At 73.8% G+C, this 26860-nt stretch carries 24 protein-coding genes and 1 pseudogene; 17 read left to right on the top strand and 8 right to left on the bottom strand.

The window, feature by feature from the left end; all coding sequences use genetic code 11:
• Window positions 1-7: 7 nt before the first annotated feature.
• Window positions 8-517, top strand: coding sequence for a DUF3592 domain-containing protein (locus tag OG392_RS28885; RefSeq protein ID WP_329284175.1), 510 nt, complete (start codon window positions 8-10; stop codon window positions 515-517).
• 46 nt (window positions 518-563) lie between these two features.
• Here OG392_RS28885 and fusA read toward each other — a convergent pair.
• Window positions 564-2581: pseudogene (gene fusA / locus OG392_RS28890) on the bottom strand (elongation factor G).
• A 63-nt stretch (window positions 2582-2644) separates the two neighbouring features.
• Window positions 2645-2776 (bottom strand): hypothetical protein, encoded by a 132-nt coding sequence (locus OG392_RS28895; RefSeq protein ID WP_329284177.1) that lies wholly within the window; start codon window positions 2774-2776, stop codon window positions 2645-2647.
• A gap of 269 nt (window positions 2777-3045) precedes the next feature.
• Between OG392_RS28895 and OG392_RS28900 the strand changes: the two genes are divergently transcribed.
• Complete coding sequence (locus OG392_RS28900; RefSeq protein ID WP_329284179.1) at window positions 3046-3699, top strand: DUF6232 family protein; 654 nt, start codon at window positions 3046-3048, stop codon at window positions 3697-3699.
• On the top strand, window positions 3696-4034 hold the full coding sequence (locus OG392_RS28905) for a hypothetical protein (RefSeq protein WP_329284182.1): 339 nt from the start codon (window positions 3696-3698) through the stop codon (window positions 4032-4034). Before OG392_RS28900 ends, OG392_RS28905 begins: the two co-directional genes overlap by 4 nt.
• A gap of 70 nt (window positions 4035-4104) precedes the next feature.
• On the opposite strand, the gene OG392_RS28910 is transcribed toward OG392_RS28905, so the two are convergent.
• The gene (locus OG392_RS28910; RefSeq protein ID WP_329284184.1) at window positions 4105-4521 is read right to left on the bottom strand and encodes a VOC family protein; all 417 of its coding nucleotides are present in this window, start codon (window positions 4519-4521) and stop codon (window positions 4105-4107) included.
• Window positions 4522-4721: 200 nt separating this feature from the next.
• Between OG392_RS28910 and OG392_RS28915 the strand changes: the two genes are divergently transcribed.
• The gene (locus OG392_RS28915) at window positions 4722-5363 is read left to right on the top strand and encodes a nucleoside/nucleotide kinase family protein (RefSeq protein ID WP_329284186.1); all 642 of its coding nucleotides are present in this window, start codon (window positions 4722-4724) and stop codon (window positions 5361-5363) included.
• A 69-nt stretch (window positions 5364-5432) separates the two neighbouring features.
• Here the strand turns inward: OG392_RS28915 and OG392_RS28920 are convergent, their stop codons facing one another.
• Window positions 5433-6164: a CTP synthase C-terminal region-related (seleno)protein gene (locus OG392_RS28920; RefSeq protein ID WP_329284188.1), complete on the bottom strand. Its 732-nt coding sequence runs from the start codon at window positions 6162-6164 to the stop codon at window positions 5433-5435.
• A 95-nt stretch (window positions 6165-6259) separates the two neighbouring features.
• Here OG392_RS28920 and OG392_RS28925 point away from each other — a divergent pair, with 95 nt between their 5' ends.
• The 4 genes from OG392_RS28925 to OG392_RS28940 all read left to right on the top strand — a co-directional run bounded on the left by OG392_RS28925 (window position 6260) and on the right by OG392_RS28940 (window position 9953).
• Entirely contained in the window at window positions 6260-6805 is a 546-nt protein-coding gene (locus OG392_RS28925; RefSeq protein WP_329284190.1) for a tetratricopeptide repeat protein, read from the top strand.
• A gap of 19 nt (window positions 6806-6824) precedes the next feature.
• The gene (locus OG392_RS28930) at window positions 6825-7706 is read left to right on the top strand and encodes a LysR family transcriptional regulator (RefSeq protein WP_329284191.1); all 882 of its coding nucleotides are present in this window, start codon (window positions 6825-6827) and stop codon (window positions 7704-7706) included.
• 49 nt (window positions 7707-7755) lie between these two features.
• Window positions 7756-8715 (top strand): hypothetical protein, encoded by a 960-nt coding sequence (locus tag OG392_RS28935; protein WP_329284194.1) that lies wholly within the window; start codon window positions 7756-7758, stop codon window positions 8713-8715.
• 74 nt (window positions 8716-8789) lie between these two features.
• Window positions 8790-9953 (top strand): aminopeptidase P family protein, encoded by a 1164-nt coding sequence (locus OG392_RS28940; RefSeq protein ID WP_329284195.1) that lies wholly within the window; start codon window positions 8790-8792, stop codon window positions 9951-9953.
• 21 nt (window positions 9954-9974) lie between these two features.
• On the opposite strand, the gene treZ is transcribed toward OG392_RS28940, so the two are convergent.
• Together treZ and OG392_RS28950 are read right to left on the bottom strand one after the other, a co-directional pair.
• Entirely contained in the window at window positions 9975-11726 is a 1752-nt protein-coding gene (gene treZ / locus OG392_RS28945; RefSeq protein WP_329284197.1) for a malto-oligosyltrehalose trehalohydrolase, read from the bottom strand.
• Between the two features lie 61 nt (window positions 11727-11787).
• A complete protein-coding gene (locus OG392_RS28950; RefSeq protein WP_443055105.1) occupies window positions 11788-12705 on the bottom strand; it encodes a GNAT family N-acetyltransferase in 918 nt (305 codons plus the stop codon).
• A 237-nt stretch (window positions 12706-12942) separates the two neighbouring features.
• On the opposite strand from OG392_RS28950, the gene OG392_RS28955 reads away from it, so the two are divergent.
• From OG392_RS28955 to OG392_RS28970, 4 genes are all read left to right on the top strand, one after another.
• Window positions 12943-13491, top strand: a complete 549-nt coding sequence (locus OG392_RS28955) for a DUF1707 and FHA domain-containing protein (RefSeq protein ID WP_329284200.1) — start codon at window positions 12943-12945, stop codon at window positions 13489-13491.
• 37 nt (window positions 13492-13528) lie between these two features.
• Complete coding sequence (locus tag OG392_RS28960) at window positions 13529-14461, top strand: hypothetical protein (protein ID WP_329284202.1); 933 nt, start codon at window positions 13529-13531, stop codon at window positions 14459-14461.
• A 168-nt stretch (window positions 14462-14629) separates the two neighbouring features.
• On the top strand, window positions 14630-15763 hold the full coding sequence (locus OG392_RS28965; protein WP_329284203.1) for a cytochrome P450: 1134 nt from the start codon (window positions 14630-14632) through the stop codon (window positions 15761-15763).
• A 102-nt stretch (window positions 15764-15865) separates the two neighbouring features.
• Complete coding sequence (locus OG392_RS28970) at window positions 15866-16354, top strand: hypothetical protein (RefSeq protein WP_329287512.1); 489 nt, start codon at window positions 15866-15868, stop codon at window positions 16352-16354.
• A gap of 47 nt (window positions 16355-16401) precedes the next feature.
• Here the strand turns inward: OG392_RS28970 and treY are convergent, their stop codons facing one another.
• Window positions 16402-18783, bottom strand: coding sequence for a malto-oligosyltrehalose synthase (gene treY / locus OG392_RS28975; protein WP_329284205.1), 2382 nt, complete (start codon window positions 18781-18783; stop codon window positions 16402-16404).
• Window positions 18784-18873: 90 nt separating this feature from the next.
• Here treY and OG392_RS28980 point away from each other — a divergent pair, with 90 nt between their 5' ends.
• Complete coding sequence (locus OG392_RS28980; RefSeq protein ID WP_329287514.1) at window positions 18874-20106, top strand: MFS transporter; 1233 nt, start codon at window positions 18874-18876, stop codon at window positions 20104-20106.
• Here the strand turns inward: OG392_RS28980 and glgX are convergent.
• Window positions 20075-22195 (bottom strand): glycogen debranching protein GlgX, encoded by a 2121-nt coding sequence (glgX, locus tag OG392_RS28985; RefSeq protein WP_329284207.1) that lies wholly within the window; start codon window positions 22193-22195, stop codon window positions 20075-20077. The two genes, OG392_RS28980 and glgX, sit on opposite strands and share 32 nt — an antisense overlap.
• Before the next feature lie 138 nt (window positions 22196-22333).
• Between glgX and OG392_RS28990 the strand changes: the two genes are divergently transcribed.
• The 4 genes from OG392_RS28990 (at window position 22334) to OG392_RS29005 (ending at window position 26852) form a co-directional block, all read left to right on the top strand.
• The gene (locus OG392_RS28990; RefSeq protein WP_329284209.1) at window positions 22334-23200 is read left to right on the top strand and encodes a Tat pathway signal sequence domain protein; all 867 of its coding nucleotides are present in this window, start codon (window positions 22334-22336) and stop codon (window positions 23198-23200) included.
• A 74-nt stretch (window positions 23201-23274) separates the two neighbouring features.
• Window positions 23275-24645, top strand: coding sequence for a copper amine oxidase (locus tag OG392_RS28995; RefSeq protein ID WP_329284210.1), 1371 nt, complete (start codon window positions 23275-23277; stop codon window positions 24643-24645).
• Window positions 24646-24755: 110 nt separating this feature from the next.
• Entirely contained in the window at window positions 24756-26039 is a 1284-nt protein-coding gene (locus tag OG392_RS29000) for an SAV2148 family HEPN domain-containing protein (protein WP_329284212.1), read from the top strand.
• Between the two features lie 87 nt (window positions 26040-26126).
• On the top strand, window positions 26127-26852 hold the full coding sequence (locus tag OG392_RS29005) for a 3'-5' exonuclease (protein ID WP_329284214.1): 726 nt from the start codon (window positions 26127-26129) through the stop codon (window positions 26850-26852).
• Window positions 26853-26860: the final 8 nt, after the last annotated feature.

Consider the following 26860-nt stretch of genomic DNA (forward strand, 5'->3'; position numbering starts at 1 on the left):
GGGCGACATGGATGTCGGGACGAACGCGGGCAAGGGGACCCTCGGACCACGCGCGGCGACCGTGTTCGCGCTGGTGCTCACCTTGCTGCTGGCGGCCCTGTCGGGCCTCGTGATGTATCCGGCGGCCCAGCACCTGCGCTCCCTCCAGGACGGGCGACAGGCCGACGCGACGCTGGTGGCCGCCGGCTCGGGCTGCTTCCTGGGGGGCTGCAAGGTCAGGTTCGAGGCCGAGGGGCGGACCGTGGTGGCGAACCTGCCGGTGGGGAGCAGCCACGGAAAGGACACGGCCGGTGAACGTCTCACCGTCCGGTACCGGGAGGGCGACCCGCGGGAGGTCGCCTCCCAGGACGATGTCGGTGGCGGTGGGCCGGCCGTCTTCACCGTGGTGTCGGGCGCCGGCGCGCTGCTCTTCCTCCTGGCCTTCGTCTGGTCGGCGGTCGCTCTCGTGCGGCAGCGGCGCGCGGCGGCCGTCCACGCCCCGGTCCCCGGGACCGGGGCGACGACGAGCGGAGTCTGAACGGGTGTCCGGGCCGTGGGACCGCCACGGCCCGGACACCCTTCACTCAGCCTGCCCGGCCCCGTGGCGCGGGGGCGTATCCCGCCGGGCGGGTCGTGAACGTGCCCCGGCCCTGGGTGCGGCCGCGCAGGCGGGACGCGTAGCCGAAGAGTTCGGCCAGTGGCACCGTCGCCTCCACCACCGCCGTACCGGAGCGGGTCGTCTGGTCCGTGACCCGGCCGCGGCGGGCCGCGAGGTCGCCGAGGACCGAGCCGACGGACTCCGCGGGGACGGTGACCGTCACGTCGGTCACCGGCTCCAGGAGGGTCATCACGCTCGCCCCGAGCGCCTCGCGCAGGGCGAACCGGCCGGCCGTGCGGAAGGCCATCTCCGAGGAGTCCTTCGGATGCGTGGCGCCGTCCGTGAGGGTGACCCGGACACCCGTCACCGGGTGGCCGCCGAGGGGGCCCTCGACGAGCGCGTCCCGGCAGCCGGCCTCGACCGCGCGGACGTACTCCTGCGGCACCCGGCCGCCCGTGACGGTCGACGTGAACGCGAACTCCTCTCCCTCGCCGAGCGGTTCGACGTCGATGACGACGTGGGCGAACTGGCCCGCGCCGCCGTCCTGTTTGACGTGACGGTGGAGGAGCCCGGTGACGCCCTTCGCCACCGTCTCGCGGTACGCGACCTGCGGACGGCCGACCGTGACCTCCAGGCCACGGTCGCGCCCAGCTTCTCCACCGCGACCTCCAGGTGGAGTTCGCCCAGGCCCGACAGGACGGTCTGGCCCGTCTCCGGGTCGGACCGCACGACGAGCGACGGGTCCTCCTCGGACAGCCGGGCGAGGGCCGTCGCCAGGCGGCCGGTGTCCGTGCTCCGGCGGGCCTCGACCGCGACCGAGACCACCGGGTCGGCGGTCGTCGGCGGTTCGAGGACGATCGGCGCGTCCCGGGCGCACAGGGTCGCCCCGGCGCGGGCGCCCTTCGGGCCCACGACGGCGACGATGTCCCCGGCGCGCGCCACGTCGACCTCGGTCGCGCGGTCGGCCTGGACCCGCAGGATGCGGGAGATCCGCTCGGTGCGGCCGCTGACGGCGTCGAGCACGGTGTCCCCCTTTCCGATCGTGCCCGCGTAGACGCGGACGTACGTCATCCGGCCGGTGGCCGTCGCGCTCACCTTGAAGGCGAGCGCGGTGAACGGTGCCGCCGGGTCCGCCGGCACCTCGCCGCGTACCGGAGGCATGTCCGAGGGCGCCGGGAGGTACGCGACGACGGCGTCGAGCAGCGGCTCGACACCCCGGTTGCGGTACGCCGAGCCGCAGAGCACGACCACGGCCTCGCCGCCGAGAGTGAGGTCGCGGAGCGCGCCCGTGAGGGTCGCCGCGGAGAGTGCGCCCTCGGCGCAGAACTCCTCCAGGGCACCCGGATGCAGCTCCGCCACGGTCTCCTCCAGACGTCGCCTGCGGTGCCGGGCCTCGTCGCGGAGGTCGTCGGGGACCGGCCGGTCGGTGTACGTGTCGGCGCCGTCGGCCCACACGTACGCCCGCATCCCGACCAGGTCCACGACGCCGGTGAAGCCGTCCTCGCGCCCGATGGGCAGCTGGACGGGCAGGGGGACGGTTCCGAGACGGGTCCGGATCGACTCCACGGCACGGTCGAGCTCCGCGCCCGCGCGGTCCAGCTTGTTGACGAACGCGATGCGCGGGACGCCGTGCCGGTCGGCCTGGCGCCACACCGTCTCGCTCTGCGGCTCGACGCCTGCGACGGCGTCGAAGACGGCGACGGCGCCGTCGAGGACGCGGAGCGAGCGCTCGACCTCGTCGGAGAAGTCGACGTGCCCCGGGGTGTCGATGAGGTTGATCCGGTGCCCGGCCCAGTCGCAGCTGACGGCCGCGGCGAAGATCGTGATGCCGCGGTCGCGCTCCTGCGGGTCGAAGTCGGTGACGGTGGTGCCGTCGTGGACCTCGCCGCGCTTGTGGGTGGCGCCGGTGAGATACAGGAACCGCTCGGTGACGGTGGTCTTGCCGGCGTCGACGTGGGCGAGGATGCCGAGGTTGCGGACGCGGTCGACGAGGTGGGTACGCACGGTGTCGTGCCTTTCGCTGCTGCTGGATGAGGACAGGGCAGCGCGATTCCCGTACGCGGGCCGTCAGACGGACGGCGGCAGCGTCAGGGGTCGGCGATGGCGGGCGCGCAGCCGCCACCGGCCGGAGGGAGAGGCGAGGATCACGTCGTACCGGGCACGGGAGGGGGGCACGGCGACGGCACGGTGGCTGCGCACGGTCTTCTCCCCTCGGCTGACGTCTCACGGCACACCGGTCGGTGTGCCGTGAGACGTGAGTGTAGGGAGGGGGACGGGCCGGGCGACAGCGGTTTTGGCGGACGGCACGTCGGCGGCGCCTGCACCGGCGCAAGCGGGGATGCACGGCAAGGTACCGGCCAGAAAGGAGAGTTGGCGGTTTCTCATCTGCCTCGTGACCTTCGGCAAGCGCTTAATGGTGGTCCCCCGCGCGCGGGGTGGCAGTGACCGACCGGACGACGGGGGAACGCATGGACGCCACAGGACCCGCAGGACCGCCGCCGCCGGAGCCGCCGCGGGCGTCTTCGGTGCCGCCGCCGCCCGGGCCGCCACGGGCCTCCTCGCCGCCGCCGCCCGAGCGGCCGTGGGCGTCCTCGCCGCCGCCATCGCCCGCGCCGTCGGTGCCGCGCCGGGACGGCACCCTGGTCCTCAAGGTCAGCCGCCGGATCCTGTGGGTGGGGTCCGCGGCCCTCCCGCTGCACAACATCACCCGCGTCGAGGCCTTCATGCTCAAGGCCGACCGGGGCGCGGTCTTCGTCCGGTTCCTGAGGTGGCTCCTCGTCGCCGCCCTGATCTATGCCGCGATCAACTACGCGAGCGACGGCGAGGTCGAGGGCAACCCCGTGCTCATCATCGTCGGGATCGCCCTGTTCCTGTTCCTCCTCAAGGAGCTGTTCCAGTCGCCGACGCCGGTGCTGACCGTGGAGACGGCCGGCGGCTCCACGGTGCTCGTGACCTTGCCGACCGTGAACGAACTGCTGGACATCGCCGGGCGGATCGCGCACGCGATCGACAACCCCGAAGCCGAGTTCACCGCGGTCGTGCAGCAGTACCACCACACGAACAACTACGGCCCGGTCGTCAACATGAACGGCGGCCGGAACAACAGGGGGATCAACCTGTGAGCGACACGACGAACAACTACGGGCCCGTGGTCCACATGAACGACGGCCAGGGCAACGTCGGCATCAACTACGGAACCGTCGGAGGCACCCCGGACGACCGGCTCCGCGCCGCCGTCGACGAACTCACCCGCCGCCTTGAGGTCCTGCGGCCCCACCTCACCCCGGAACAGGCGCAGACCGTCGACGAGGCGCTCCCCGAACTCACCCCCGACCGCGCCGCTCTGCGGCAGCGCGGCCTCGTCCTGGCATCCGTCGCGCAGATCGCCGCCGCCGTCGGCACCGTGGGCCAGCCCGTCGTGGACGCCCTGGGCCAGCTGATCGCGCTGCTTGGCTAGGGAGTGTCCCGCCGATCAGGCCGGATCAGCGCCGCGAGCTCGGCCTGATCGGCAGGACACCGCCAGGCCCTTACGCGGCCGGGTCCGCCGGCTGGAGGAGGTCCCAGCGGTTCCCGTACAGGTCCTCGAAGACGGCGACCGAGCCGTAGGGCTCGTGCCGCGGGTCCTCCAGGAACGTGACGCCCGCCTCCGTCATCCGCGCGTGGTCGCGGGCGAAGTCCTCGGTGTGCAGGAAGAAGCCGACCCGGCCCCCCGACTGGTTGCCGACGGAGGCCTGCTCGGAGTCGTTCTTGGCCCGGGCCAGGAGGAGGCCCGCGTTCCCGAGGCCGCCGACCCCGGCCACCCCGCGCGGGCGGACGACGACCCAGCGGTTGCCCTCGCCCCGGTCGGTGTCCTCGACCAGGTCGAACCCGAGGGCGTCGGTGTAGAAGGCGATGGCCTCGTCGTAGTCACGGACGACAAGGGTCACAAGTGCGATGGACGGCATTACCCCAACGTAATACGTGGAAGCGGCAGGAATCTACCCGCGTCAACCCGTGTCGACCCCGGCACGACCCTCGCCGATGGGAGGGTCCGAACGAGGGTCCGGAGAGGGCCGGACGAGGGTCGGGGCGGGGCCCGGGGGCGGGAGCCCGCGGTCCGGGGCGCGCCCGGGGCCGGGCCCGGGGCCGGTGCGAGAATGCCCCCATGGACGCGCACCGGTTCGACCGCCTCGCCGCACGGGCGCGAGCCCTCGCCGAGCGCCCCGGCGACAGCGGTCCGCGCCGCCGCGTCCTCGGGCTCGCCGGTGCGCCCGGCGCCGGGAAGTCCACGCTCGCCGCGCGGCTCGTCGCCCGGCTCGACGGGCTCGCCGTCCTCGTCCCCATGGACGGCTTCCACCTCGCCCACGCCGAACTGGAACGCCTCGGCCGGGCCGGCCGGAAGGGCGCCCCCGACACCTTCGACGCCGACGGGTACCTCGCGCTCCTCGCCCGGCTGCGCGCTCCCGCCCCCGGCACCACGGTCTACGCTCCCGCGTTCGACCGCGCCCTGGAGGAGCCGGTCGCCGGGGCGATACCCGTCGGCCCCGAGATCCCGCTGGTCGTCACCGAGGGCAACTACCTGCTGCACGACGAGGGCGCGTGGGCCGCTGTCCTGCCGCTCCTCGACGAGGCCTGGTACCTCGACCTGGACGCCCGGCGGCGGGTCCCCCGGCTCGTCGAACGCCACGTCCGCTTCGGCAAGGACCGGGCCCGCGCCGAACGCTGGGTCCAGGAATCGGACGAGGCCAACGCCAAGCTGGTCGCCCGCGGCCGCGACCGCGCCCATCTCGTGGTGCCGATGGACTGACACCGGCCCCTCCCCTCGTCACCGCGCCGGCCGACCCCCGTACGACCGGCACGGACGGACATCGACCGGTCAGCCCGCCGCGTGCCGCGCCGCAGCCACCGCGAGCGCGCGGACCAGCGGGTGCGGGCGCGTGCCGTCACCGGCGAGTTCCGGCTGGAAGAGGGTCGCCAGGAAGAAGGGGTGCGAGGGGAGTTCGGCGATGCGGACGCCCCCCTCCTCGTCCGCGCCCGTGAACCGCAGGCCGTGCGCCCGCAGGGTGTCCAGCCGGCGGCTGTCGGGGCCGTAGTCGCAGTGGTAGCGCTCGGTGGTCCGCTCCGCGCCCAGGGCCTGCTCGGCGAGCGATCCCGGAGTGACCCGTACGACTCCCTCGTGGCCCACCAGCGAGCAGGCCAGCGGCGCGATGAGCAGATCGCCGTCGTCCGCGGACGGGTCGTTCTCCGCGTGCGCCGCCCCCGTCAGACCGCAGACGTTCCGCGCGTACTCCAGGAGCGCGTGCTGGAAACCGCCGCAGGTGCCGAGGAAGGGGATGCCGTCCTCGCGGGCCGTGCGGATCGCGGCCAGCGCCCCCGCCTCGCTCGCGTACGGGCTCCCCGGCAGCACCCACACCGCGTCGAAGCCCTTCACCGCGCCGGGTCTCCCGGCGTCCCCGGTCGGGATCCAGTACGCGTCGAGGGCGAGGCCGTCGCGCTCCGCGAGGGCGTCGAGGAGGACGGGGATCCGGACGTGGGAGCGGACGTGCGGGGAGCGGTCGCCGACCAGGGCGATCCGGGGGGTGCGGGGAAGGGCGTTCACGCTGTTCATGGGAACCATCCTTGGCGTGCCGCCCGTTCACGTCCAACGATGATCACTGCACGGTCCATCAGGAACGCTGATACCACGCTGGTTAGGGTGGCCGCATGACCACCGACATGACCCCCGATCAGGAACAGCCCGACTGGGAGCGCCGCGTCGCCGCCCTCTGGGAGCGGCTCGACGCCCACGAGCCCGCCGACTTCCGCGCCCGGGTCGCCGCCCTCGCCGCCGAGCGCCCCGCCGACGACCCGGCCGCCCTCTTCGAACGGGGCGCCGCCCACGACTCCACCGGAGAACCGGAGGAGGCCGTACGCCTCTACCGGCGGGCCCTCGACGGCGGCCTCACCGGACTGCGCCGCCGACGGGCCGTCATCCAGCTCGCCAGCAGCCTGCGCAACCTCGGCCGCCCCGACCGCAGCGTCGAACTCCTCACCGCCGAGCGCGCCGTGCCCGCGGCCGAGCTCGACGCCGACGAGAGCGCGCTCTCCGGCGCCGTCGACGCCTTCCTGGCCCTCGCCCTCGCCGACACCGGCCGCGACCGCGAGGCCGCCGCCCTCGCCCTCGGCGCCCTCGCACCCCTGCTGCCCCGCTACAACCGCTCCCTCGCCCACTACGCGCAGGCCCTCCTCACCGCCCCCGACGGCTCCTGACAGGCCCGGCCCGCACCCCATGGACCCGCACCTCCTCCGTACGTACGTCACCGTCGCCCGGCTCGCCTCCTTCTCCGCGGCCGCCCGCGACCTCGGCTACACCCAGTCCGCGGTCTCCCAGCACATCGCCGCCCTGGAGGCCGACCTCGCACTGCCGCTGCTCACCCGCCGGCCGGTCGCCCCGACCCCGGCCGGGGAGCGGCTCCTCGAACACGCCGGGGCGCTGCTGCTCCGCCTCGACGCGGCCCGTGCCGACCTCGAACGGTTCGCGGCCGCGCCCCTCGCCACCCTGCGTGTCGCCGCCTCCCCGCTCGCCCTGCACACCCGTACGGTCGCCGCGCTGCCCGCCACCGGCGTCACCCTGCGGGCCCTGCCCCGCGAGGCGGTGCCCGCCGCCGTCGCCACCGGAGAGGCCGACGCCGGGCTCGTCGACGGCATCGCCGCCCCCAGCGACCCGCTCTGGCTGCCCGACATCGCCCCGCTCGCCGCGACCGGCGTCGCCGAGGAACCGCTCGCCGTCGTCCTGCCCGCGACCCACCCGCTCGCCGGGCGCTCCGGGCTGCGCCTCGACGACCTCGTCGACGCCCGCTGGCTCGACGCGCCCGCCGCCGGCGTCCCCCTCGACCGGCTGCGGGACGCCCACGGCGGACCGGCCGGCCGGGGCTTCCGTACCGCCCTGCGCTACGAGGGCACCGACACCCGGGCCCTGGCCGCGCTGGCCGCCGCCGGACACGGCCTCGCCCTGCTGCCCGCGCCGCTCGCGGCGGACGTCCCCGGCGCCACCGCGGTCCCGCTGATCGCGCCCCGCCTCGTCCACCGCACCGAACTCCTCCTCCCGGCCGGCGCGCGGACCGAACCCACCGGCCCGGTGGCCGAGTTCACCCGACGGCTCAAGAGCTGACACCGGCAGTCGCTACCCTGTGCGCAACGGCGACGGAAGGCGGGCAGGCGTGGGGTGGCTGCGACGAGGACCCAGGCGGGACGGCGACGACGCACCGAGGGACCCCGAGTTCGCGTACTTCTCGCAGCGCGAGGCCGCGCTCTTCCGCGGCCGCGTCCGGGAGACCTTCGCCGAGCTCGGCCTCGAGGTCAGTGTGTACGCCGACCACGTCGTCGACGACAAGGGCCGCCGCTTCGGCCTCGGCAACCTCGCCGCCGTGTGCCACCAGGACCGGCGCGGCCCCCGCGTCTGGCCCGGCATGATCAACCGCCACATCGGTCTGGTCGTCCGCGCCATGGACGGCCCGTCCGCGCTCGACACCCTGCCGCCCGAGCAGATCCGCTCCCAGCTCTACCCCCGGGTCGTCAGCGGTGACGGCATCGACGCCGCCGCCTTCGGGTACGCGCGGACCGTCGCCCCCGGCCTGTACGAGATCCTCGCCCTCGACCTGCCCGAGAGCGTCATGATGCTCACCGACGAGGCGCTCGAACGGCTCGGCGACCACGCCCAGCTGCGCGACCGTGCCCTGCGCAATCTGCGCGGGCTGCCCGTCGAGGAGCACGAGACCGTCCGCGACGCCGACGGCATGTGCTTCGAGATCATCCTCGGCGACTCCTTCTACACCGCCAGCCGCGTCCTCGACCTGGACGGCGTCGTCCGGCGGGTCACCGGTCTGCCGATAGGCGAACACGGCGCCCTGGTCGCGATGCCGTTCCGGCACCAGCTCGCCTTCCACCCCATCCGCGACACCTCGATCATCCCGGCCCTCGGCGCGATGGCCTCCTTCGCCGCCTCCGGGTACGAGGACACACCGGGTGCCATCAGCCCGTACGTCTTCTGGTGGCGCGGCGGCACGCTCACCCAGCTGAGTGAGCACGACGAGGAGCGGGGGGACCTGCGGATCGTCGTCGGCGACGACTTCCAGGAACTCCTGGAACGGCTCATCGCGCAGGGCCCGGACCTCCGCTGAGCGGTCGCGGCCCCGGTCCCCGCCCGGCAGGATGCTGTACGTCCAGGTTGCAGCGGAGCCGAGAAGGAGACCCCATGTCGAGCACCCCCGCCCCCGAAGCGGCCGAGGAGCGCGGCGAGACCCCCGTCCCGTTCACCGCGGACGACTACCGCGCCCGGATGTCCCGCGCCGCCGAGTCCGCCGCCGACGCGGGACTCGCGGGCGTGATCGTCGCCCCGGGCCCCGACCTCGTCTACCTCACCGGCTACCAGCCGACCGCGATCACCGAGCGGCTCACCGCCCTCGTCATCGCCCCCGGACAGGAACCGGTCCTCGTCGTCCCGACCCTGGAGGCCCCCGACGCCGAGAAGGCCGTCGGGGCCGCCGCCCTCACCCTGCGGGACTGGACCGACGGCAAGGACCCGTACGCCGTCACCGCGCCGCTCCTCGACGTCGACGGCCGGTTCGGTGTCAGCGACAACGCCTGGGCCATGCACCTCCTCGGCCTCCAGAAGGCCCTCCCGGGGACCTCGTACGTCTCCCTCACCGAGGCGCTGCCGATGCTCCGCGGCGTCAAGGACGCGCACGAGCTGGCCCGGATCGCCGCGGCCGGGGCCGCCGCCGACCGGGCGTACGGCGAGATCCTGGAGGTCCGCTTCGCGGGCCGCAAGGAGACCGACGTCGCCGCCGACCTCGCGGCACTGCTGCTGCGCTTCGGGCACTCGCAGGTCGACTTCACCGTCGTCGGCTCGGGCCCCAACGGCGCCAACCCGCACCACGAGGCGGGCGACCGGGTCATCCGGCGCGGCGACATGGTCGTCCTCGACTTCGGCGGCCTCAAGCACGGCTACGGCTCCGACACCACCCGCACCGTCCACGTGGGCGAACCCACCGACGAGGAGCGGCGCGTCCACGACCTCGTACGGGAGGCCCAGCAGGCCGGCTTCGAGGCGGTACGGCCCGGGGTCGCCTGCCAGGAGGTCGACCGGGCGGCCCGCAAGGTCATCACGGACGCCGGGTACGGCGAGTACTTCATCCACCGCACCGGCCACGGCATCGGCGTCACCACCCACGAACCGCCGTACATGATCGAGGGCGAGGAACTCCCGATCGTGCCGGGCATGTGCTTCTCCATCGAACCCGGCGTCTACCTGCCGGGCCGCTTCGGCGTCCGGATCGAGGACATCGTGACGGCGACGGAGGACGGCGCGGGGCGCCGCTTCAACAACACCCCGCACGAGATGGCCCTCGTGGACTGAGCGCAGGCGCAGGCGCAGGCGTCAGCCGTCCGTCAGGACGACCGCCGACTCGCCGGGGAGCCGCAGGACCCCGTCCCCCGCCGGGGCTCCGACCGGCTCCCACGCCGCCAGAACCTGGTCGCGGCCGTTGGAGCCGAGCGGGATCACCGCCGGCTCCCCGCCCAGGTTGACCGCCACCCGCAGCACCCCGCGCCGGAACACCAGCCAGCGGGCCTCCTCGTCGAAGGCCGCCTTCACACCCGCCAGATCCGGGTCCGTCAGGTCGGGCAGGGTGCGGCGCATCGCGATGAGCTGGCGGTACCAGGCCAACAGCCGCTTGTGCGGGTCCCGCTCGCGCTCGCTCCGGTCGAGGACGGAACGGTCGCGGGTGGCGGCCTCCTGCGGGTCGGGGACCTCGTTCTCGTCCCAGCCGTGCTCCGCGAACTCCCGCCGCCTGCCCCGCCGTACGGCCTCCGCGAGCTCCGGGTCGGTGTGGTCGGTGAAGTACTGCCAGGGCGTCGTCGCCCCCCACTCCTCGCCCATGAAGAGCATCGGCACCGAGGGGCCGGTGAGCACGAGGGTCGCCGCGCAGGCGAGCAGGCCGGGGGAGAGGGAGGCCGAAAGCCGGTCGCCCAGAGCCCTGTTGCCGATCTGGTCGTGGGTCTGCGCGTACCCGAGGAAGCGGTGGGCGGGGGTGCGCTCGCGGTCCACCGGGCGTCCGTGACGCCGGCCCCGGAACGCCGAGTACGTGCCGTCGTGGAAGAACACATGGGTGAGGGTCTTCGCGAGCGCGGCCATCGGGGCCCGCGCGAAGTCCGCGTAGTAGCCCTGGGACTCGCCGGTCAGGGCGGTGTGCAGGGAATGGTGGAAGTCGTCGTTCCACTGGGCGTGGATCCCGAGGCCGCCGAGCGCGCGCGGGGTCGTCGTGCGCGGGTCGGCGAGATCGGACTCGGCGATCAGGAAGTGCGGGCGGCCCTGCTCCTTCGCCAGCTCGTCGACGGCAGCCGACAGCTCCTCCAGGAAGGTCAGCGCCCGGGTGTCGGCGAGCGCGTGCACGGCGTCGAGGCGCAGCCCGTCGATCCGGTAGTCCCGCAGCCAGGCGAGCGCGCTGCCCCGGAAGTACGCCCGGACCTCGTCCGATCCGGGCGCGTCCAGGTTCACCGCGGCGCCCCACGGTGTGTGATGGGTGTCCGTGAAGTACGGCCCGAAGGAAGGGAGATGGTTGCCGTCGGGGCCCAGGTGGTTGTGCACCACGTCCAGGACCACGCCCATGCCGAGCCCGTGCGCCGTGTCCACGAACCGCTTGAGCGCCCCGGGGCCGCCGTAGGGCTCGTGCACCGCCCACGGGTCCACCCCGTCGTACCCCCAGCCCCGCACCCCGGGGAACGGACACAGCGGCATCAGCTCCACATGGGTGACGCCGAGGCCCGCGAGCTCCCCGAGGCGGGCGGCCGCCGCGTCCAGCGTTCCCTCCGGGGTGAAGGTGCCCAGGTGCAGCTCGTACAGGACGGAGCCGCGGAGCCGCAGCCTCGGGGACTCGTTCCGCCAGGTGTGGGCGGAGTGGTCGACGACGGCGCTCAGCCCGTCGGGCCCGTCGGGCTGCCGGCGGGAGCGCGGGTCCGGCAGCAGGGGCCCTCCGTCGAGCGAGAAGCCGTACCGGTCGCCGTCCCCGGCGGGTACGACCCCCGTCCACCAGCCGTCCCGCTCGGCGTCCCGTTCCAGGGGATGCGCGGAGCCGTTCAGCTCCAGCGTCACCCGGTCACGGGCGTTCGGCGCCCACACCTCGAAGAGCACGGGAATCCCCTCGTCGACGGACCAGCCGCTCCACGACTGACTACCGCGACCATCCTGGCAGTCAGGACCCCGCCACGCCCGGTGTGTCCCACACGTAGTTGATCGCCCGCTCGAAGTTGATGTAGCCCGCGCGGGCGAACGACGCCGCCATCGGCACATTGCCCAGATCCGTCGCCGCCCGGATCCGGGGGACGTCGAAGGCGGCCAGGACGCGCGTGCCCTCCGCCAGGATGTCGTCGATGTAGCCGTGGCCGCGGTGGGCGGGCAGGACACCGATGTACGCGATCGTGTGGTGGTAGTTGTTCCGCGCGGGGACGACGAAGCCGACCGGCTCGCCGGTCTCCGGGAGCTGGGCGACCCGCCACCACTCCTGCGGCGAGGAGTAGTGCGCCAACTCCTCGTCGAAGTGCAGCTCCGCGGCCTCGCGGACCGACAGGCCGGAGGCGAGATCGGCCTGGCCGTGCGCGTCGAGCGTGCCCTCCATGACCGGCGTCATCAGCGCGACGAGGTCCTCGCGGTCCCGCACCTGGCGGAACTCCAGACGGCCCTTCGGCTCCGGTACGGGGGTGCCGGGCCGCCACTCCAGGCGGAGCCGCTCGACGAGCGGACGTGCTCCCGCCGCCACCAGGACGCCGAAGACGGACTCCAGGAGCGACCGGGTCTCCGGCACCTCGCGCCAGTCCGCCGGCATGAAGCGGCTGAACTCCGGGGGCCGTGTGCCCGCCGGGACCACGGCGGCCGTGGCGGTCCGCAGGAGGCGCAGACCGATCTCGGCGCGCTCCTCCTCGGACAGCTCCGGAGCGAGGTCGAAGAAGTCGAGCGACTGCGGGGCGGAGCCGGCCGCGCCCGTCCACCAGGAGAGCCGGCCGAGGAGCCGGTCGCCGTCGAGGGCGACCCACATCCACTCGGGGAGGCGGCGGCCGGTGGCGAGGTCGTCGGCGAGCTCGTGGTCGAGCGAGTAGGTGAGGCGGAGGAACAGGTCGAGTTCCCCGGGTCCGGCGAGCGGACGTATGACGAGGTCGTGCGCACCGGTGGTGCCGGTGCCTGCCGTGCTGGTGGTGCTCGAAGAAGACGTGGTCACGTCGTGTTTCCCCCTGGGGATCCGTGGTGTGGAGACGGGAGACCGTAACAGTGAGCGCCGACCAGGGGGTACGGGGTTTCCGGGGACGGGGGCCCTTCTGGACACCGCGGGCCCGACGGACCGACAATCACAGATGTGACGACCCCTTTCGAGCTTCCGGCGAACACCCCTCGGCTGACCGACGCCGAGCGGGACCGCGCGCTGGTGCTGCTCCGGGAGGGCGCCGCTCAGGGCCGCCTCTCGCACGACACGTTCGTCTACCGGATGGAGCGCGCGCTCCAGGCCCGGCGTGCGGAGGAACTCGCCCTGCTCACCGCCGACCTGAGGACCGAGGGCACCTGGACCCGCCGGGTGGTGGGCGCGGTCGAGCGGATGTCCGCGTTCACGGCCAGGCTGGGACGGGCCTGGTCCGCGGAGCGCCTCCCGAAGCTGCTGCTGCCCCTGCCGGGCCCGCAGCCCCTGCGCATCGGCCGCGACCCGGTCAACGGCCTCCGGCTCAGCCACGAGACGGCCTCCCGGCTGCACGCCGAGCTGTCGATGCAGAGCGGGATGTGGATCCTCCGCGACCTCGGCTCGACGAACGGCACGACGGTCAACGGCCGCCGGGTCACCGGTGCGGTGGCCGTGCGCGCGGGCGACGTGGTCGGCTTCGGCCAGATGTCGTTCCGCCTGTCGCACGGCTAGGCCGTCTCCGAGGCGTGCTGCCGTCTACGCTCTCGGGATGCGGCGCGAAGAGGTCACACGGGAAGACGGCACATGGGAGGGTCTGGCGCTCGACGTGCGGGACCGCCCCAGGCCGGGGCTGGGCGTGTTCGGCGCCGGGCAGCGGCTGCTGTTCTCCCAGGGGTCGCGGACGGTCCTGCTCGCCGTCGTCGGCGAACACCGTCAGGGAGTGGACTTCTGGCGCACCGACGCGTACCGCTCCGCCGTCCCGCCGCTCCGCGCCGAGACGGCGCGCGCCCTGGCGGGCAGCCCGCGGCGGTGGGCCCACCGCATCGCCCAGTACCTCGTCGCGTCGCCGGAGAGCCCGCTGCACACGGGCAGGTGGCTCCTCACCCGTGAGAGCCCGCTCTCGCGCTGGCGCCCGGCCGACACCTCGCACGCCGAGTACTGGAGCTCGATGCTGGGTGAAGGCCATCCCGACGGATACATCGACTGGTACGAGCATTCCGTCACGTTCGAGGTCTTCCCGCTGCGCCCGATGCCTTCCGCCGATGACAGCAGGGTCAAGGCGTACCGCAAGCAGGCCCGTGAGGGGACGCTCCCGCCCGTCCTGCTGTGGTGGGTCAGCGGCCTGGACTGCCATCTGATCCTGGACGGCCACGCGCGGCTCGCCGCGGCGATCGCCGAGTCCGTCGAGCCTCCGCTGCTGCAGCTGCACCGCACGGCCCCGAGCGACGACCTGGCCGCGGGCACCCAGGACGCCGTCGGGGTCTACGCGAGCGAACTGGCACGCTTCGCCGGGCTCCGCGCCGTCCACGGCCCCACCGTCCCCGACGGCGCCGCCGGCGCGGGCCCGCGGCTGGCCCGAACCCTCCACGGCCTGCGCACCCGGGGACGACCGACATGGTGCCTGCCCTTGCCCGGCGGGGAGGCCGAGTGGCATCGCCTCACGCACGAGGCGACCGCCGGCCGGGACTGGCCCGTGGGCTGAGCCCCGCGCATCGCCCCGTGCCGTCGGCTCGTCCGCTGGACAACCGCGGCAATGTTCACTCGTTCGGCGGTATGCGGCGGGCGGTGCCGCTCCGGGGGTGGTGGGCTGTGGGGAACGCGCGCCACGATCTTCGGCCGCGGCAGCCACCGCCGATCGACAGGGGGCGCGATGAGCCACGAGCAGAACCGCGAGCCGGGCCGAGGCATAGGGGACGGCCGGCCGGAGACGCCGCCCGGGGACCCCTGGACCCGGCTGCCGTCCATGGCACCGGCGACACCCCCGGCCGACGGCCGGTCCGGTCCGGGCACGGGTGCCGTGGTCCGCGGTGGTCCCGCCGCGCTACCGGGGCGCTTGCGGACCCTGCCCGGCGGCGGAGCCGCTCCCCGGGTCCGGGTCGTCGCGCCCAGCCCCCTCGACCCCGGCGCCTCGCGCGACCCGCACCCGACCCACCGGACCCTGCGCGAGGAGTTCCCGCTCACCTACGACCCGCTGCTGCGGGCCTGGGTGCTCAGCCGATACGCGGACGTGGCCACCGCCCTCACCGACAGCCGTTTCACGCACGGGCACCGGCCCGGTGACCCGCCCTGCGCGCGGGCCCATGTCGACGTCGACGTGGCGGCCCTCCGCTCGGTCACCGAACGGACGGCGTACGTCCTGGCCCGCCGGATCGCCGAGCGGCCGCAGGCCGACCTGGTCGCCGACTTCTGCCACTGGCTGCCCGCCGGAACCGTCGCCGCCGCCGTCGGCGTGCCCTACCGCGACATGATGCGGCTCGTCCGCGGCCGGGCCGCCGGAGCCCTCGCCGGGGAGTGCGGTGGCCAGATCGCCGTACGGGAGAAGGCCCTCGCCTCCTTCCTCGGCAACGTCCTCTCGGACCCGGACCAGGTCGCCGCCCTGCGGGACGCTCCCGCCGACCTCGTGGGCCGGGCCTGGACGGAGTCGCTGCGCCGTGACCCGCCCGTCCAGATCGCCGTCCGCCGCACCGCCGCCGACGTCCCCGTCAGCGGCGGCGTCCTTCCCGCGGGCGCGTCCGTCGCCCTGCTCGTCGGCTCCGCCGGCCGCGACCCGGAGCGCTTCCGCGAGCCCGACCGCTTCGACCCGCTCCGCGACGACCCGGGCCAGCTCACCTACGGCAGCGGCTTCTGCCCGGCGGTGATCCTGGCCGGGCTGGAGGCCGAGTACGCCCTGCGGGCCCTGTTCGCGGCGATGCCCCGGCTCCGCCTCGCCGACGGCTTCCGGCCGGTGTGGACCGGCCTCATCACCCGGGCGCCGCGGAGCCTGATCGTCCGTCCCGGTGGCTGATTCCCGCGTGGGGAAGGGCGCGCCCGACCGCTGCTAGGGTGACGTGCGCTCGTCAAGAGCGGCTTTTTCTTTACCACTTCCAACGGGGATTCAAACGTGAAGATGCGTCATGTCCGCGCGATCGCGGTGTTCGGCATCGCGGTCGTCGCCCTGACCGGTGCCCGCGGCTCGCACGGCGGCAGCTGCGGCGGAAGCAGCAGCTCCGGCAGTTCGAGCAGCAGCAACCACAACAGCGACAACGACAGCACGTCCGGCGGCACCTCCGGCGGCTCCCTGCCGGGCGGCTCCAGCAGCGCCGACAAGGCGATCCGCGACGTCACCATCAACGAGTGCGCGTACGACGCGGCGACCAAGAACCTGGTCGCCCGCGTCACCGTGAAGAACGACGGTGCGCTCGACTACGACTACAGCGTCACCATGAAGTTCACGGGCGACACCGGGGGGACCGCGAGCCCGGCGACCGCGACCAAGACCGCCATCGCGGTCGCGGCCGGCGCCTCCGTGAAGGCCGAACTCGCCACCTCGTACCCCGGCACCGGCGACGGCTCCGAGTACACCAAGTGCGAGGTCACGCGAGCCTCCCGCTCCTGACCCTCCGGGGGCCCGGGATCACACCCCGGGCCCCTCGGCCTCCGGCGTCAGTCCCGCAGACGGGCCAGCAGCGCCACCGGCCGCTCCGCGAACAGCTCCGCCAGTTTCAGCTCCGTCGCCGGGCCGCCGATGAACTCCCTCACACCGTCCAGGACATCGGCCCAGCGGCCCTCCGGGAGCACCAGCTCCGTGTCCTGCCAGCCGCCCGCCTCCCCGAGCCGCAGCGGCAACCGGGTGACCGCGGTGATCACCTCGTCGGAGCGGCTGAACGCCAGGCAGTGGGCCGCCGTCGGGCCCTCGGCCGCAAGCGGGGTGTACGCCCCCCGGGAACCGAAGGCCGCCGGGCGCTCGCGCCGCAGCCGCAGGGCGGCCCGCACCAGGACCGTCCGGTCGTCGTCCGCGCCGACCGCGAACGGGGCCCGGTTGTCCGGGTCGACCAAGGCCCGGTACTCCCGCTCCGTGTTCTGGTACAGCTCCGGCACCCCCGGCATCGTCAGCTGGGTGAGCAGCGCGCCCAGCGCATGCGCCCGGATGTGCGGCTCCAGGGCGAAGGCCGCCTCCGAGGCCGAGCGGAGCGGGATGCGGCCGGGCCCGGCCGCCGTGAACTCCTCCACCGCCCGCTCGTACTCCGCGTCCGGCTCCGTCCAGCTGGTCCGGAGCCCCGCCTCCCGTACGGACTTGAGGATCGCGGGTCCCAGCCGGTCCGGGTCCGGGACGCCGAAGCCGAACGCGGTCTGCCAGGCGGTCCAGGCCACGTGCGGGTCCGGCGCCGGCACCCCCGCCACCTCCCCCAGGAGATCCGCCCACACCTGCGGGCACTGCGAGAGCACCGCGATCGCGGCCCGGACGTCGGCACTCCGCTTGGTGTCGTGCGTGGACAGGACGGTGCCGGTGCCCGGCCAGTCCCGCGAGATCCGCCGGCAGTACGCGTGGAACTCCTCCACCGACACCGCCGGGCGCCCCGCGTCACCGCCCACCTCGTTCGCCGAGAGCAGCGGGGTGTACCGGTAGAAGGCCGTGTCCTCCACGGACTTGGCCCGCAGCGCCGACGAGGTCTGCGCGAACCGGGCCCGGAACGCCCGGTGTTCGGGTCCGTCGCCGAGTGTCCCCAGCGCCAGGTCCCGTACGACGTCGACCGCCGAGGCCTCCTCCGGCACCGCGAAGGCGGCCTTCGCGCCGCGCGCCGCCTCCGGGGTCAGCACCTCCTCGCCGCCGGTCCGGTAGGGGCGGTAGACCGGTACCCGGACGAGGAGCTCGCGGACGGCGGTGCGCAGCGCCCAGGGCGCGTGGTCCCGCAGGGCGGGATCGGCGGCGCAGATCCGCTCGGCGATCCGGGTCAGGACGGCCGTCTCGGCGGCCAGGTCGTGGCCGACGACCTCGTACGCGGCGCGTCGCTCGGTCGCCTCCCAGCGGCCGCCCCTGTCGCCGGCCCTGCAGACGAACTCGCGGTACAGGTCGGTCAGTTCATGGGCGCCCACCGGGTCGGTGAACACCCCGTCGACGTGCCGCAGGGCGTCGTACCCGGTAGTGCCGGCGACGGGCCAGTCGGTCGGCAGTGTCTCCGGACCGGTGAGGATCTTCTCGACCACCGTCCAGCAGCGCCCGCCGGTCGCCGCCGCGAGCCGCTCCAGATAGCCCTGGGGATCGGCGAGTCCGTCCGGGTGGTCGATCCGCAGTCCCTCGATCACCCCGTCCCGGACCAGCTCCACGATCTTCGTGTGGGTCGCCCCGAAGACCTCGGGGTCCTCCACCCGTACCCCGATCAGATCCGAGATCGTGAAGAACCGGCGGTAGTTGAGCTCGGTGCGGGCGAGCCGCCACCAGCCCAGCCGGTACCACTGGGCGTCGAGCAGCTCGTCGAGCGGCAGCCCCTCCGTCCCGGGCCGCAGCGGGAAGTCCTGGCCGTCGAAGTGCAGCGCCCCGTCCGCGACCCGCAGCCGGTCCCGTACCTCCGGGAGCCGCGCGGGCAGCACCGGGAGCAGCGGCCGGCCGTCCCCGGCGGACCGGTCGATGTCGAACCACCGGGCGTACGGCGAGGCGGGGCCGTCGCGGAGCACCGCGCGCAGCGCGTGGTTGTGCCGGGCGGAGGCCGCCATGTGGTTGGGCACCAGGTCGACGACGAGGCCGAGCCCGTGTGCCCGCGCGGTCGCGGCGAGGGACCGCAGCCCCTCCTCGCCGCCGAGTTCGGCGCGCACGGACCGGTGGTCGGTGACGTCGTACCCGTGGGCCGAGCCGGGGACCGCCTCCAGTACGGGGGAGAGGTGGAGGTGCGAGACCCCGAGCCCCGCGAGGTGCGGCACGGCCCGCTCGGCCGCCGCGAACGGGAACTCCGGCTGGAGCTGGAGCCGGTAGGTGGCGGTGGGCAGCGCGGTGAGGGTCGGGGCGGAAGGGGACGGGAGGGAGGTCGAGCCGGACGGGAGGGAGGTCATGCGAACGTACGTACCCCGCCAGAGGGCTTCTGTGTCATCGCCTCATGCACCCGTTCGTGTGCATCGCGTTACCTTCGCCCGATGCTCCGGATGTATCGCGACACCCTCTCGCTGCTCGGTCCCGCCCTGCCGGTCGTCTCGTTCCTGGGCCGGCTGCCCACCGCCATGTGCCAGCTGGGCAGCCTGCTCCTGGTCGCCGAGACGAGCGGCTCCCTCGCCACGGCGGGTCTGGCGGGCGGGGCGCTCGCGGCGGGGCAGACCGTCGGCGGGCCGGTCATCGGACGGCTCACCGACCGGCACGGCCAGCGCGGGATCGTCCTCGCGGCCTCCCTCGCCAACGCCGTCGCCGTCACCGCCCTGGTCCTCGCCGCGCTCGGTCACGCGCCCACCGGCTGGCTGATGGCCCTCGGCGGACTCGCCGGGGCGACCGTCCCGCAGGTCGGGCCGCTCGCCAGGACCCGCTCGGTGGCCCTCGCACGCCGCTCCGGCGCCGACGACCGGACCGTCGGCACGGTGCTCTCCTTCGAGGGCACCCTCGACGAGGTGTCCTTCGTCCTCGGCCCGGCGTTCGTCGGCCTCGCCGCCGCCCTCGCCCACCCGGCGGCCGCGCTCCTCCTGGCGGCCCTCCTGCTCGTCGTCTTCGGCACGGCGTTCGCCCTCCACCCGACGGCGCGGGCGACCCTTCCGGCGCCGACGGCGTCCACCCGTACGGGCGCCGCCGAACGGACGCGGCTGCCGGGATCCGCGTACGCCCTGCGCGGCACGATGGTCCTCCAGGGCGCCATGTTCGGCGCCTCGCAGGCCGGGATCACCGCGCTGACCGAGAAGCTCGGCGCGCCGGCCCAGGCCGGTCTCGTCTACGCGGCGATGGGCGTCATGAGCGCCGCCGTCGGTCTCTCCATGGCGGCCGTGCCCGCCCGGATCGGGCTGACGACCCGCTGGCGCGCGGCGACCGCCGCGCTCGTCGTCCTCTCCGTGCCGCTGCTGTTCGTCGGCTCGCTCGGCGCCCTGTACGCGGTCGTGGTCGTACTCGGCGCCGCCTACGCCCCGCACCTGATCACCGTCTTCGGGCTCACCGAGCGGACCGTGCCGGCCGCCCGGCTCGCCGAGTCCATGGCCTTCCTCACCAGCGGGGTCGTGGCCGGTCAGGCCCTCGCCCTGGCCGTCTCGGGCCGCCTTGCCGAAGGCCACGGCGCCCCCGCCGCCTTCGCGGTGGCGGTGGGGGCGGCCGCGGCCTGCGCGCTGCTGTCCTGGACGATACGGGCGACGGTGCCCCGTCCCGTACGGGAACTCAGGCCGGCCGGCGCAGAACGGTCAGGCTGAGCGGCGCGAGGGTCACCCGCTCGCCGCCCACCAGCTCCGGGCCCTCCGCCGGTGGCATGCCCTCCGGGTCGGAGGTGTCCACCACCGTGCGCCAGCGGGCCCCGTGACTGTCGGGGACGGCGAACTCCAGCTCCTCCGAGGAGGCGTTGAACATCAGGAGGAAGGAGTCGTCGGCGATCCGCTCGCCCTGGGTGCCCGGCTCCGAGATGGCGTTGCCGTTGAGGAAGACGGTCAGCGCCTGGGCGTGCGCCGCCTGCCAGTCGCGGGAGGTCATCTCCTCGCCCTCGGGCGTGAACCAGGCGATGTCGGTGAGCTCGTCGTGGGTGCCCTCCACCGGCCGCCCGTGGAAGAAGCGGCGGCGCCGGAAGACCGGATGGTCCCGGCGCAGCCGCACCATGGCCCGGGTGAACCGGAGCAGCGTGGCCTCCGCCTCGCTGTTCTCCTTCGGCCAGCGTACCCAGGACACCTCGTTGTCCTGGCAGTACGCGTTGTTGTTGCCGCCCTGGGTGCGGCCGAACTCGTCCCCGTGACTGAGCATCGGCACGCCCTGCGAAAGCATCAGGGTGGCGAGGAAGTTGCGGGTCTGGCGGGCGCGCAGCTCGGCGATCCCGACGTCCTCGCTCTCGCCCTCCGCGCCGCAGTTCCAGGAGCGGTTGTGGCTCTCGCCGTCCCGGTTGCCCTCGCCGTTCGCCTCGTTGTGCTTGTCGTTGTACGAGACGAGGTCCCGCAGGGTGAAACCGTCGTGGCAGGTCACGAAGTTGACCGAGGCGAGCGGCCGCCGCCCGTCGTCCTGGTAGAGGTCGGAGGAGCCGGTCAGCCGGGAGGCGAACTCCGCGAGGGTGCGCGGCTCGCCCCGCCACAGATCCCGCACGCAGTCCCGGTACTTGCCGTTCCACTCGGTCCACAGCGGCGGGAAGTTGCCCACCTGGTAGCCCCCCTCGCCGACGTCCCAGGGCTCGGCGATCAGCTTCACCTGGCTGACCACCGGGTCCTGCTGCACCAGGTCGAAGAACGAGGACAGCCGGTCCACCTCGTGGAACTGGCGGGCCAGGGTGGCCGCCAGATCGAAGCGGAAACCGTCCACGTGCATCTCGGTCACCCAGTACCGCAGACTGTCCATGATCAGCTGGAGCACGTGCGGGGAGCGCATGAGCAGCGAGTTCCCGGTGCCCGTGGTGTCCATGTAGTAGCGGGGGTCGTCGGCGAGCCGGTAGTACGAGGGGTTGTCCAGGCCCCGCATGGAGAGGGTCGGGCCGAGGTGGTTGCCCTCGGCGGTGTGGTTGTAGACGACGTCGAGGATGACCTCGATGCCGGCCTGGTGCAGCGCCCGCACCGCCGACTTGAACTCCAGGACCTGCTGGCCCCGGTCGCCCCACGAGGCGTAGGCGTTGTGTGGGGCGAAGAAGCCGATCGTGTTGTAGCCCCAGTAGTTGGAGAGCCCCGCGTCGACCAGCCGGTGGTCGTTCACGAACTGGTGAACGGGCATCAGTTCGAGCGCTGTGACGCCGAGTTCCTTGAGGTGTCCGATCACCGAGGGGTGCGCCAGCCCCGCGTACGTCCCGCGCAGCTCCTCCGGAAGGTCCGGATGGAGCATCGTCAGGCCCTTCACATGGGCCTCGTAGATCACCGTGTGGTGGTACTCGGTACGCGGCCGCCGGTCGTCGCCCCAGTCGAAGTACGGGTTGACCACGACCGAGGTCATCGTGTGCGGGCCCGAGTCGAGGTCGTTGCGCGCGTCCGGCTTCCCGAAGGGGTAGCCGTACACCGCCTCGCCCCACTCGACCTGCCCCGACACCGCGCGCGCGTAGGGATCGAGGAGCAGTTTCGCCGCGTTGCAGCGGAGCCCGCGCTCCGGGGCGTACGGGCCGTGCACGCGGAACCCGTACCGCTGACCGGGCATCACGCCCGGCAGGTAGGCGTGCCGCACGAACGCGTCGGTCTCGCGCAGCTCCACCGCCGTCTCCGAGCCGTCGTCATGGAGCAGACACAGCTCGATCCTGTGGGCGGCCTCCGAGAAGACCGCGAAGTTGGTTCCCGCACCGTCATAGGTGGCGCCCAAGGGGTACGCCTGTCCCGGCCAGACCTGCATGGATACGACTCTTCCTCATCTGTCCGGGTTTTGTGGATGTTCTTCGGCCGAATCCTGCCCGAAAGAGGTGCAACCTCCTAGGACTTCGCCCCGTCCTACCGGGTGACCGCAGACCTAGAGGGGGAATGAGGGGGAAGTGTGTACGAAATAGCGCGCCGCCACCTGGGGAAGGTGGTGGCCGGAGCGGCCATGGCGGTGACGGGAACCGCCGTCGCGGTCGCGATCAGCCTGCCGGGTCAGGCGGGAGCGGACGACACGCCGGGCGGCCGCGCCGCCGTCGGGGCGGAGGCGGCCGGAGCCGCCGGATCGAACGGAGCCTCCGGTGGGACCGGAGAGCAGGGCGCGGACGGGACGCGGGACGGCGACGCGCGGGCCCAGGGGGCCACGCCCCCGCCGGCGACCGTGGCCCCCGCGGCCGCCGAGGGGGAGAAGGGCGTGGGGAGCGACCCGCTCACCGACGACGAGCTCGCCCGGGCCGAGGCGCTGGCGCTGACCCCGGCCGGTGCCGCCGCCCAGCAGAACGTCGAGGGCGGCCGGGGACCCCAGCATCTGGGCACCGGCCTCGCCGACCCGCTGCCGGGGGACGCCACGCGCCGCGCCGAGGTCCGCTTCTACGACTACGGGCGCGACGAGCTCATCACCCGGACCGTCAACCTCGCCACCGGGAAGGTCGAGAGGTCCGCCGCGCAGCGCGGGGTCCAGCCCTCCGCCCACCCCGAGGAACTGCGCGAGGCCCTGGAGCTGATCCTCGCGAGCCCGCTCGGCAAGGGCGTCAAGGAGGACTACAAGGACGCCACCGGCAAGGAGCTCACCTCCACCGCCCAGTTGTGGTTCAACGGCGACCTCTACCGCACCTACCGCGAGGCGAACGTGCCCGCGCAGCTGACCCGCTGCGGTGAGCACCGCTGTGTACGGCTCGTCACCAAGGTCCTCAACGGGGCCTGGATCGACACCCGCAACCTGATCGTCGACCTCTCCGCGAGGACCGTCACCCGCGTCGGCTGACCACCGCCGCAGGTCCTCTCCCGCCGCCCCTCGCGGGACGTCGGGCCGATCTCCGTACGAGGGAGTACGTTCCCATGTCCACCCAGCACAGCCAGACCACCCGGCGACAGCGGCGCACCCGCGGCGCCGTCCTGACCGCGGCCGTCCTGCTCGGCACCGCGACCGCCGCCACCGGCCCGGTCACCGGGGCCACCGCCGCCCCCGTCCCGGGCCCGACGCGCACCCCCGCCGTGCCGCCGCCGTCCCCGACGCGCACGCCCGTCACGCCCGAGGCCGACTGCTCCGACGCGTACCGCATCACGCAGAAGCTCGACGGCGGCGCCACCTGGCGCATGTGCTGGCGGTACGACACGGACGCCGGGCTCACGCTCGACAAGGTGACCTACCAGCCGCCCGGCACGGCCGCCCCCATCAAGGTCCTCGCCAGCGCCCGGCTCGCCCAGATCCACGTGCCCTACGACGACGGGGTCGCCGAGTACGACGACCTCACCGGCGCGGGCTTCGGCTGGGGCCTGCAGAACCTCAAGCCGGCCGAGTGCCCCGGCGGCACCCTCACCACGGTCAAGGTGCCCGAGATCGGCCAGATCAAGGGTCTGTGCACCACCACGCGGGCGCGCGGCCACGCCTACCGCATGGCCAGCGACACCGGCGCCAAGGTGTACCAGGCGCAGGCCAAGGACCTGCTCGTCTACACGGTGAACAAGGTCGGCTGGTACGAGTACATTTCCGAATGGCGCTTCTCCGCCGACGGCACCATCGGGGCCAACGTCGGTGCCACCGGCAGCCTCTCGCCCGTCGACTACAACGCCACCGACGGCCGCGGCTGGCCCATCGGCAAGGGCTCCCGCTCCTACGCCACCAGCCACGCCCACAACGTCTTCTGGAAGCTGGACTTCGGTCTCGACGGCTCCACCAAGGACCGCGTCGAGCAGTTCGACTCCACCGTCACCGCGCCCGCCCCGGGGGCCGGCGGACCGACCGTGAAGACCCAACGCACCGTCGTCACCAAGGAGCTCGCCGGCGACGCCAGGAACATGCGCTGGTGGCGGGTGGTCAGCGGCACCGGCAAGAACGCCGACGGCCACGCCCGCTCGTACGAGATCGTCCCCGGTCACACCGACACCCACGCGGGGCGCGGCTTCACCAAGCACGACGTGTACTTCACCCAGGCGCGCGCCTGCGAGAAGTTCGCGAGCAACAACATCGGCGGCTGCGCGGCCAACGCCGGCGACAGCGTCGACAGGTGGGTCAACGGCGAGACCCTGACCAAGCCGACGGTCTGGGTCAACATCGGGTTCCACCACATCGCCCGGGACGAGGACCAGCAGCCCATGCCGGTCCACTGGCAGGGCTTCCAGCTCGCCCCCAGGGACGTAACCGCTATGAATCCGCTCACTCCGTCCGATCTCGCCTCCCAGAACGGGCAGCCCGATCTGGGGAGTTGAGGAAGGAGCCTGACGATCCTGCTGCACCGCCTCCCGCTCGCGGAGTACCCTTCCTTGATCGTTGTCGGACCGGTCGACACGGGCGTCCACATGTAGAAGGCGGTGCGCGGGTGAGCTCGGGAGGTCTGGAGCTGCCCCCAGGGGACGCGGGTCAGGAGAAGGGTCCCGCAGGCCCCGCCGAGGCCCCGCCGGGCGCCGTCGCGCCGCCCGGCGCCGTGCCCCCCGGCACGGTCACCGTGGCCCGGCCGGTGGAGATAGGCGCCGAGCTCGACTGGGACGCCGAGGCCTGGAGCGAGGTCCGCACCCGCGCCCAGCGGGCCGGACGGGCCTACATCTGGCTGAACCTGGTCGAGCAGCGGCTCCGCGCCGTGGTCGCCGCCGTCCTGCGCCCCGTGTACGAGCCCGTGCACGGCGAGGAGTGGGTGGTGGCCGCCGCGGGCCCGGCGGGCCAGGAGTGGGTGCAGCGGGCGGTCGCCGTGCGCGAGGTGTCGCGCCGCAAGGGCTATCTGCTCGACCCCGCCGACGACAACGTCCTGAGCTTCCTCACCCTCCCGCAGCTACGGGAGCTGATGGTGCAGCACTGGCCGTGCTTCGAGCCCTACTTCGACGACCGGCGGGAGGTCGAGCTCGCCCTCGACGAGCTGGAGGTCACGCGCAACGTGGTCTCCCGCAACCGGGCGCTCTCGCTGACCGTCCTGGCCCAGTCGGAACGGGCCTCGGCCCGCATCCTGGAGATCCTCGGCAGTGGCGCCGGGGTGCCCTCCGCCGACCGGCTGCCGGTCGACGCGGTCGAGGACCTCGTCGGGGACCGGTACGCGGACGTGGTCTCCGTCCACCCCGACCGGGTCCGGCTCCAGCGGCAGCTGCCCGCCGAAGACCTCTTCGGCGGGGCCCGGCGCCTCGACGCCACCGGCATAGGTCTCAACCTGCTCGTGCAGAACTTCTCCGGCCGCCGGATGGTGCGTCTCGCCGAGTCCGGCTGCCGCACCCGGCTGCTCTTCCTCAACCCGGCGAGCAGCGCGGTGAAGCGCCGGGAGCGCGAACTCGGTCTCAAGAAGGGCGAGCTGAGCCGCTCGGTCGAGATGAACATCCTGCACATGCGGCGGGTCCGCTCCAAGCTCCGCGACCCGGGCGCCTTCCAGATCCACGTCTTCGACGAGACGCCCCGCTTCACCGCCTACCTGGTGGACGGCGACGGACCGGACGGAGTCGGCGTCGTGCAGTCCTATCTCCGCCGGGCGCGGGGCATGGAGGCGCCGGTCCTGGTCCTGCGCGGCGGCGGCCGGAACGTGGTGCGCCACGGACAGGGCATCCGTGACGGCGATCACGGACTTTTCGAGACATACCGGGAGGAATTCGAGTCGGTCTGGCTCGACTCCCGCCCCGTCTCCTGACTCTTCGACGGGGGAGGCGGGGGGCGTTGTCAGTGGTGCGTGCGAGGGTGGTCAGCACCACGGGGGAGATCACGTAAGGAGGACCCGATGGCTTGGCACGGCGAGACGCTGGTCGGCTTCGACCTGGAGACGACCGGCACCGAACCGCTGGAGGCCCGCATCGTGACGGCCTCGATCATCGAGGTCGACGGCGGGAGACACGTCACACGCCGGCGGGACTGGCTCGCCGATCCGGGCATCCGCATCCCGGAGCAGGCCTCCGCGATCCACGGCATCAGCACCGAGCGGGCGGCCGCCGAGGGCCGGCCGGTGCGCGAGGTCGCCGACGAGATCGCGAAGGCCCTCGCCGAGTACTGGGAGGAAGGCGTCCCGGTCGTCGCGTACAACGCCTCGTTCGACCTGACGCTGCTCTCCGCAGAGCTGCGGCGGCACGGACTGCCCTCGCTCAGCGAGCGGCTCGGCGGCGTCCCCATCGGACCCGTCGTCGACCCGTACACCATCGACCGGGCCGTCGACCGCTACCGGCGCGGCAAGCGGAACCTGGAAGCGGTCTGCGGGGAGTACGGGGTGGTGCTCGAAGCCGCCCATCAGGCGGCCGCCGACGCGCTCGCCGCCGTCCGGGTCGCCGTCGCGATAGCCGAGCGGCACCGCCAGGTCGCCGAACTGGACCCGGCCGAACTCCATGAGCGCCAAATCGTCTGGTACCGCGCCTGGGCCGAGAACTTCCAGGCCTTCCTGCGCCGCAAGGGCGACGCGGAGGCGGTCGTCGACTCCACGTGGCCCCTGCGCGAGACGGTCGCGGCGGCGGTCTAGCGAGAGCG

The sequence above is a fragment of the Streptomyces sp. NBC_00691 genome, from assembly GCF_036226665.1.
Classification (GTDB): Bacteria; Actinomycetota; Actinomycetes; order Streptomycetales; family Streptomycetaceae; genus Streptomyces.

Coding starts and splice junctions, on each gene's coding strand:
- OG392_RS28920 (WP_329284188.1), bottom strand. CDS start 6,164: ATGAACAGCGTGAACGCCCTTCCCCGCACCCCCCGGATCGCCCTGGTC.
- treY (WP_329284205.1), bottom strand. CDS start 18,783: ATGACCTCCCTCCCGTCCGGCTCGACCTCCCTCCCGTCCCCTTCCGCC.
- OG392_RS28965 (WP_329284203.1), top strand. CDS start 14,630: ATGAGCCACGAGCAGAACCGCGAGCCGGGCCGAGGCATAGGGGACGGC.
- OG392_RS28960 (WP_329284202.1), top strand. CDS start 13,529: ATGCGGCGCGAAGAGGTCACACGGGAAGACGGCACATGGGAGGGTCTG.
- OG392_RS28970 (WP_329287512.1), top strand. CDS start 15,866: ATGCGTCATGTCCGCGCGATCGCGGTGTTCGGCATCGCGGTCGTCGCC.
- OG392_RS28885 (WP_329284175.1), top strand. CDS start 8: ATGGATGTCGGGACGAACGCGGGCAAGGGGACCCTCGGACCACGCGCG.
- OG392_RS28980 (WP_329287514.1), top strand. CDS start 18,874: ATGTATCGCGACACCCTCTCGCTGCTCGGTCCCGCCCTGCCGGTCGTC.
- OG392_RS28995 (WP_329284210.1), top strand. CDS start 23,275: ATGTCCACCCAGCACAGCCAGACCACCCGGCGACAGCGGCGCACCCGC.
- OG392_RS28910 (WP_329284184.1), bottom strand. CDS start 4,521: ATGCCGTCCATCGCACTTGTGACCCTTGTCGTCCGTGACTACGACGAG.
- OG392_RS28915 (WP_329284186.1), top strand. CDS start 4,722: ATGGACGCGCACCGGTTCGACCGCCTCGCCGCACGGGCGCGAGCCCTC.
- OG392_RS28930 (WP_329284191.1), top strand. CDS start 6,825: ATGGACCCGCACCTCCTCCGTACGTACGTCACCGTCGCCCGGCTCGCC.
- OG392_RS28940 (WP_329284195.1), top strand. CDS start 8,790: ATGTCGAGCACCCCCGCCCCCGAAGCGGCCGAGGAGCGCGGCGAGACC.
- OG392_RS28925 (WP_329284190.1), top strand. CDS start 6,260: ATGACCACCGACATGACCCCCGATCAGGAACAGCCCGACTGGGAGCGC.
- glgX (WP_329284207.1), bottom strand. CDS start 22,195: ATGCAGGTCTGGCCGGGACAGGCGTACCCCTTGGGCGCCACCTATGAC.
- OG392_RS28900 (WP_329284179.1), top strand. CDS start 3,046: ATGGACGCCACAGGACCCGCAGGACCGCCGCCGCCGGAGCCGCCGCGG.
- OG392_RS29005 (WP_329284214.1), top strand. CDS start 26,127: ATGGCTTGGCACGGCGAGACGCTGGTCGGCTTCGACCTGGAGACGACC.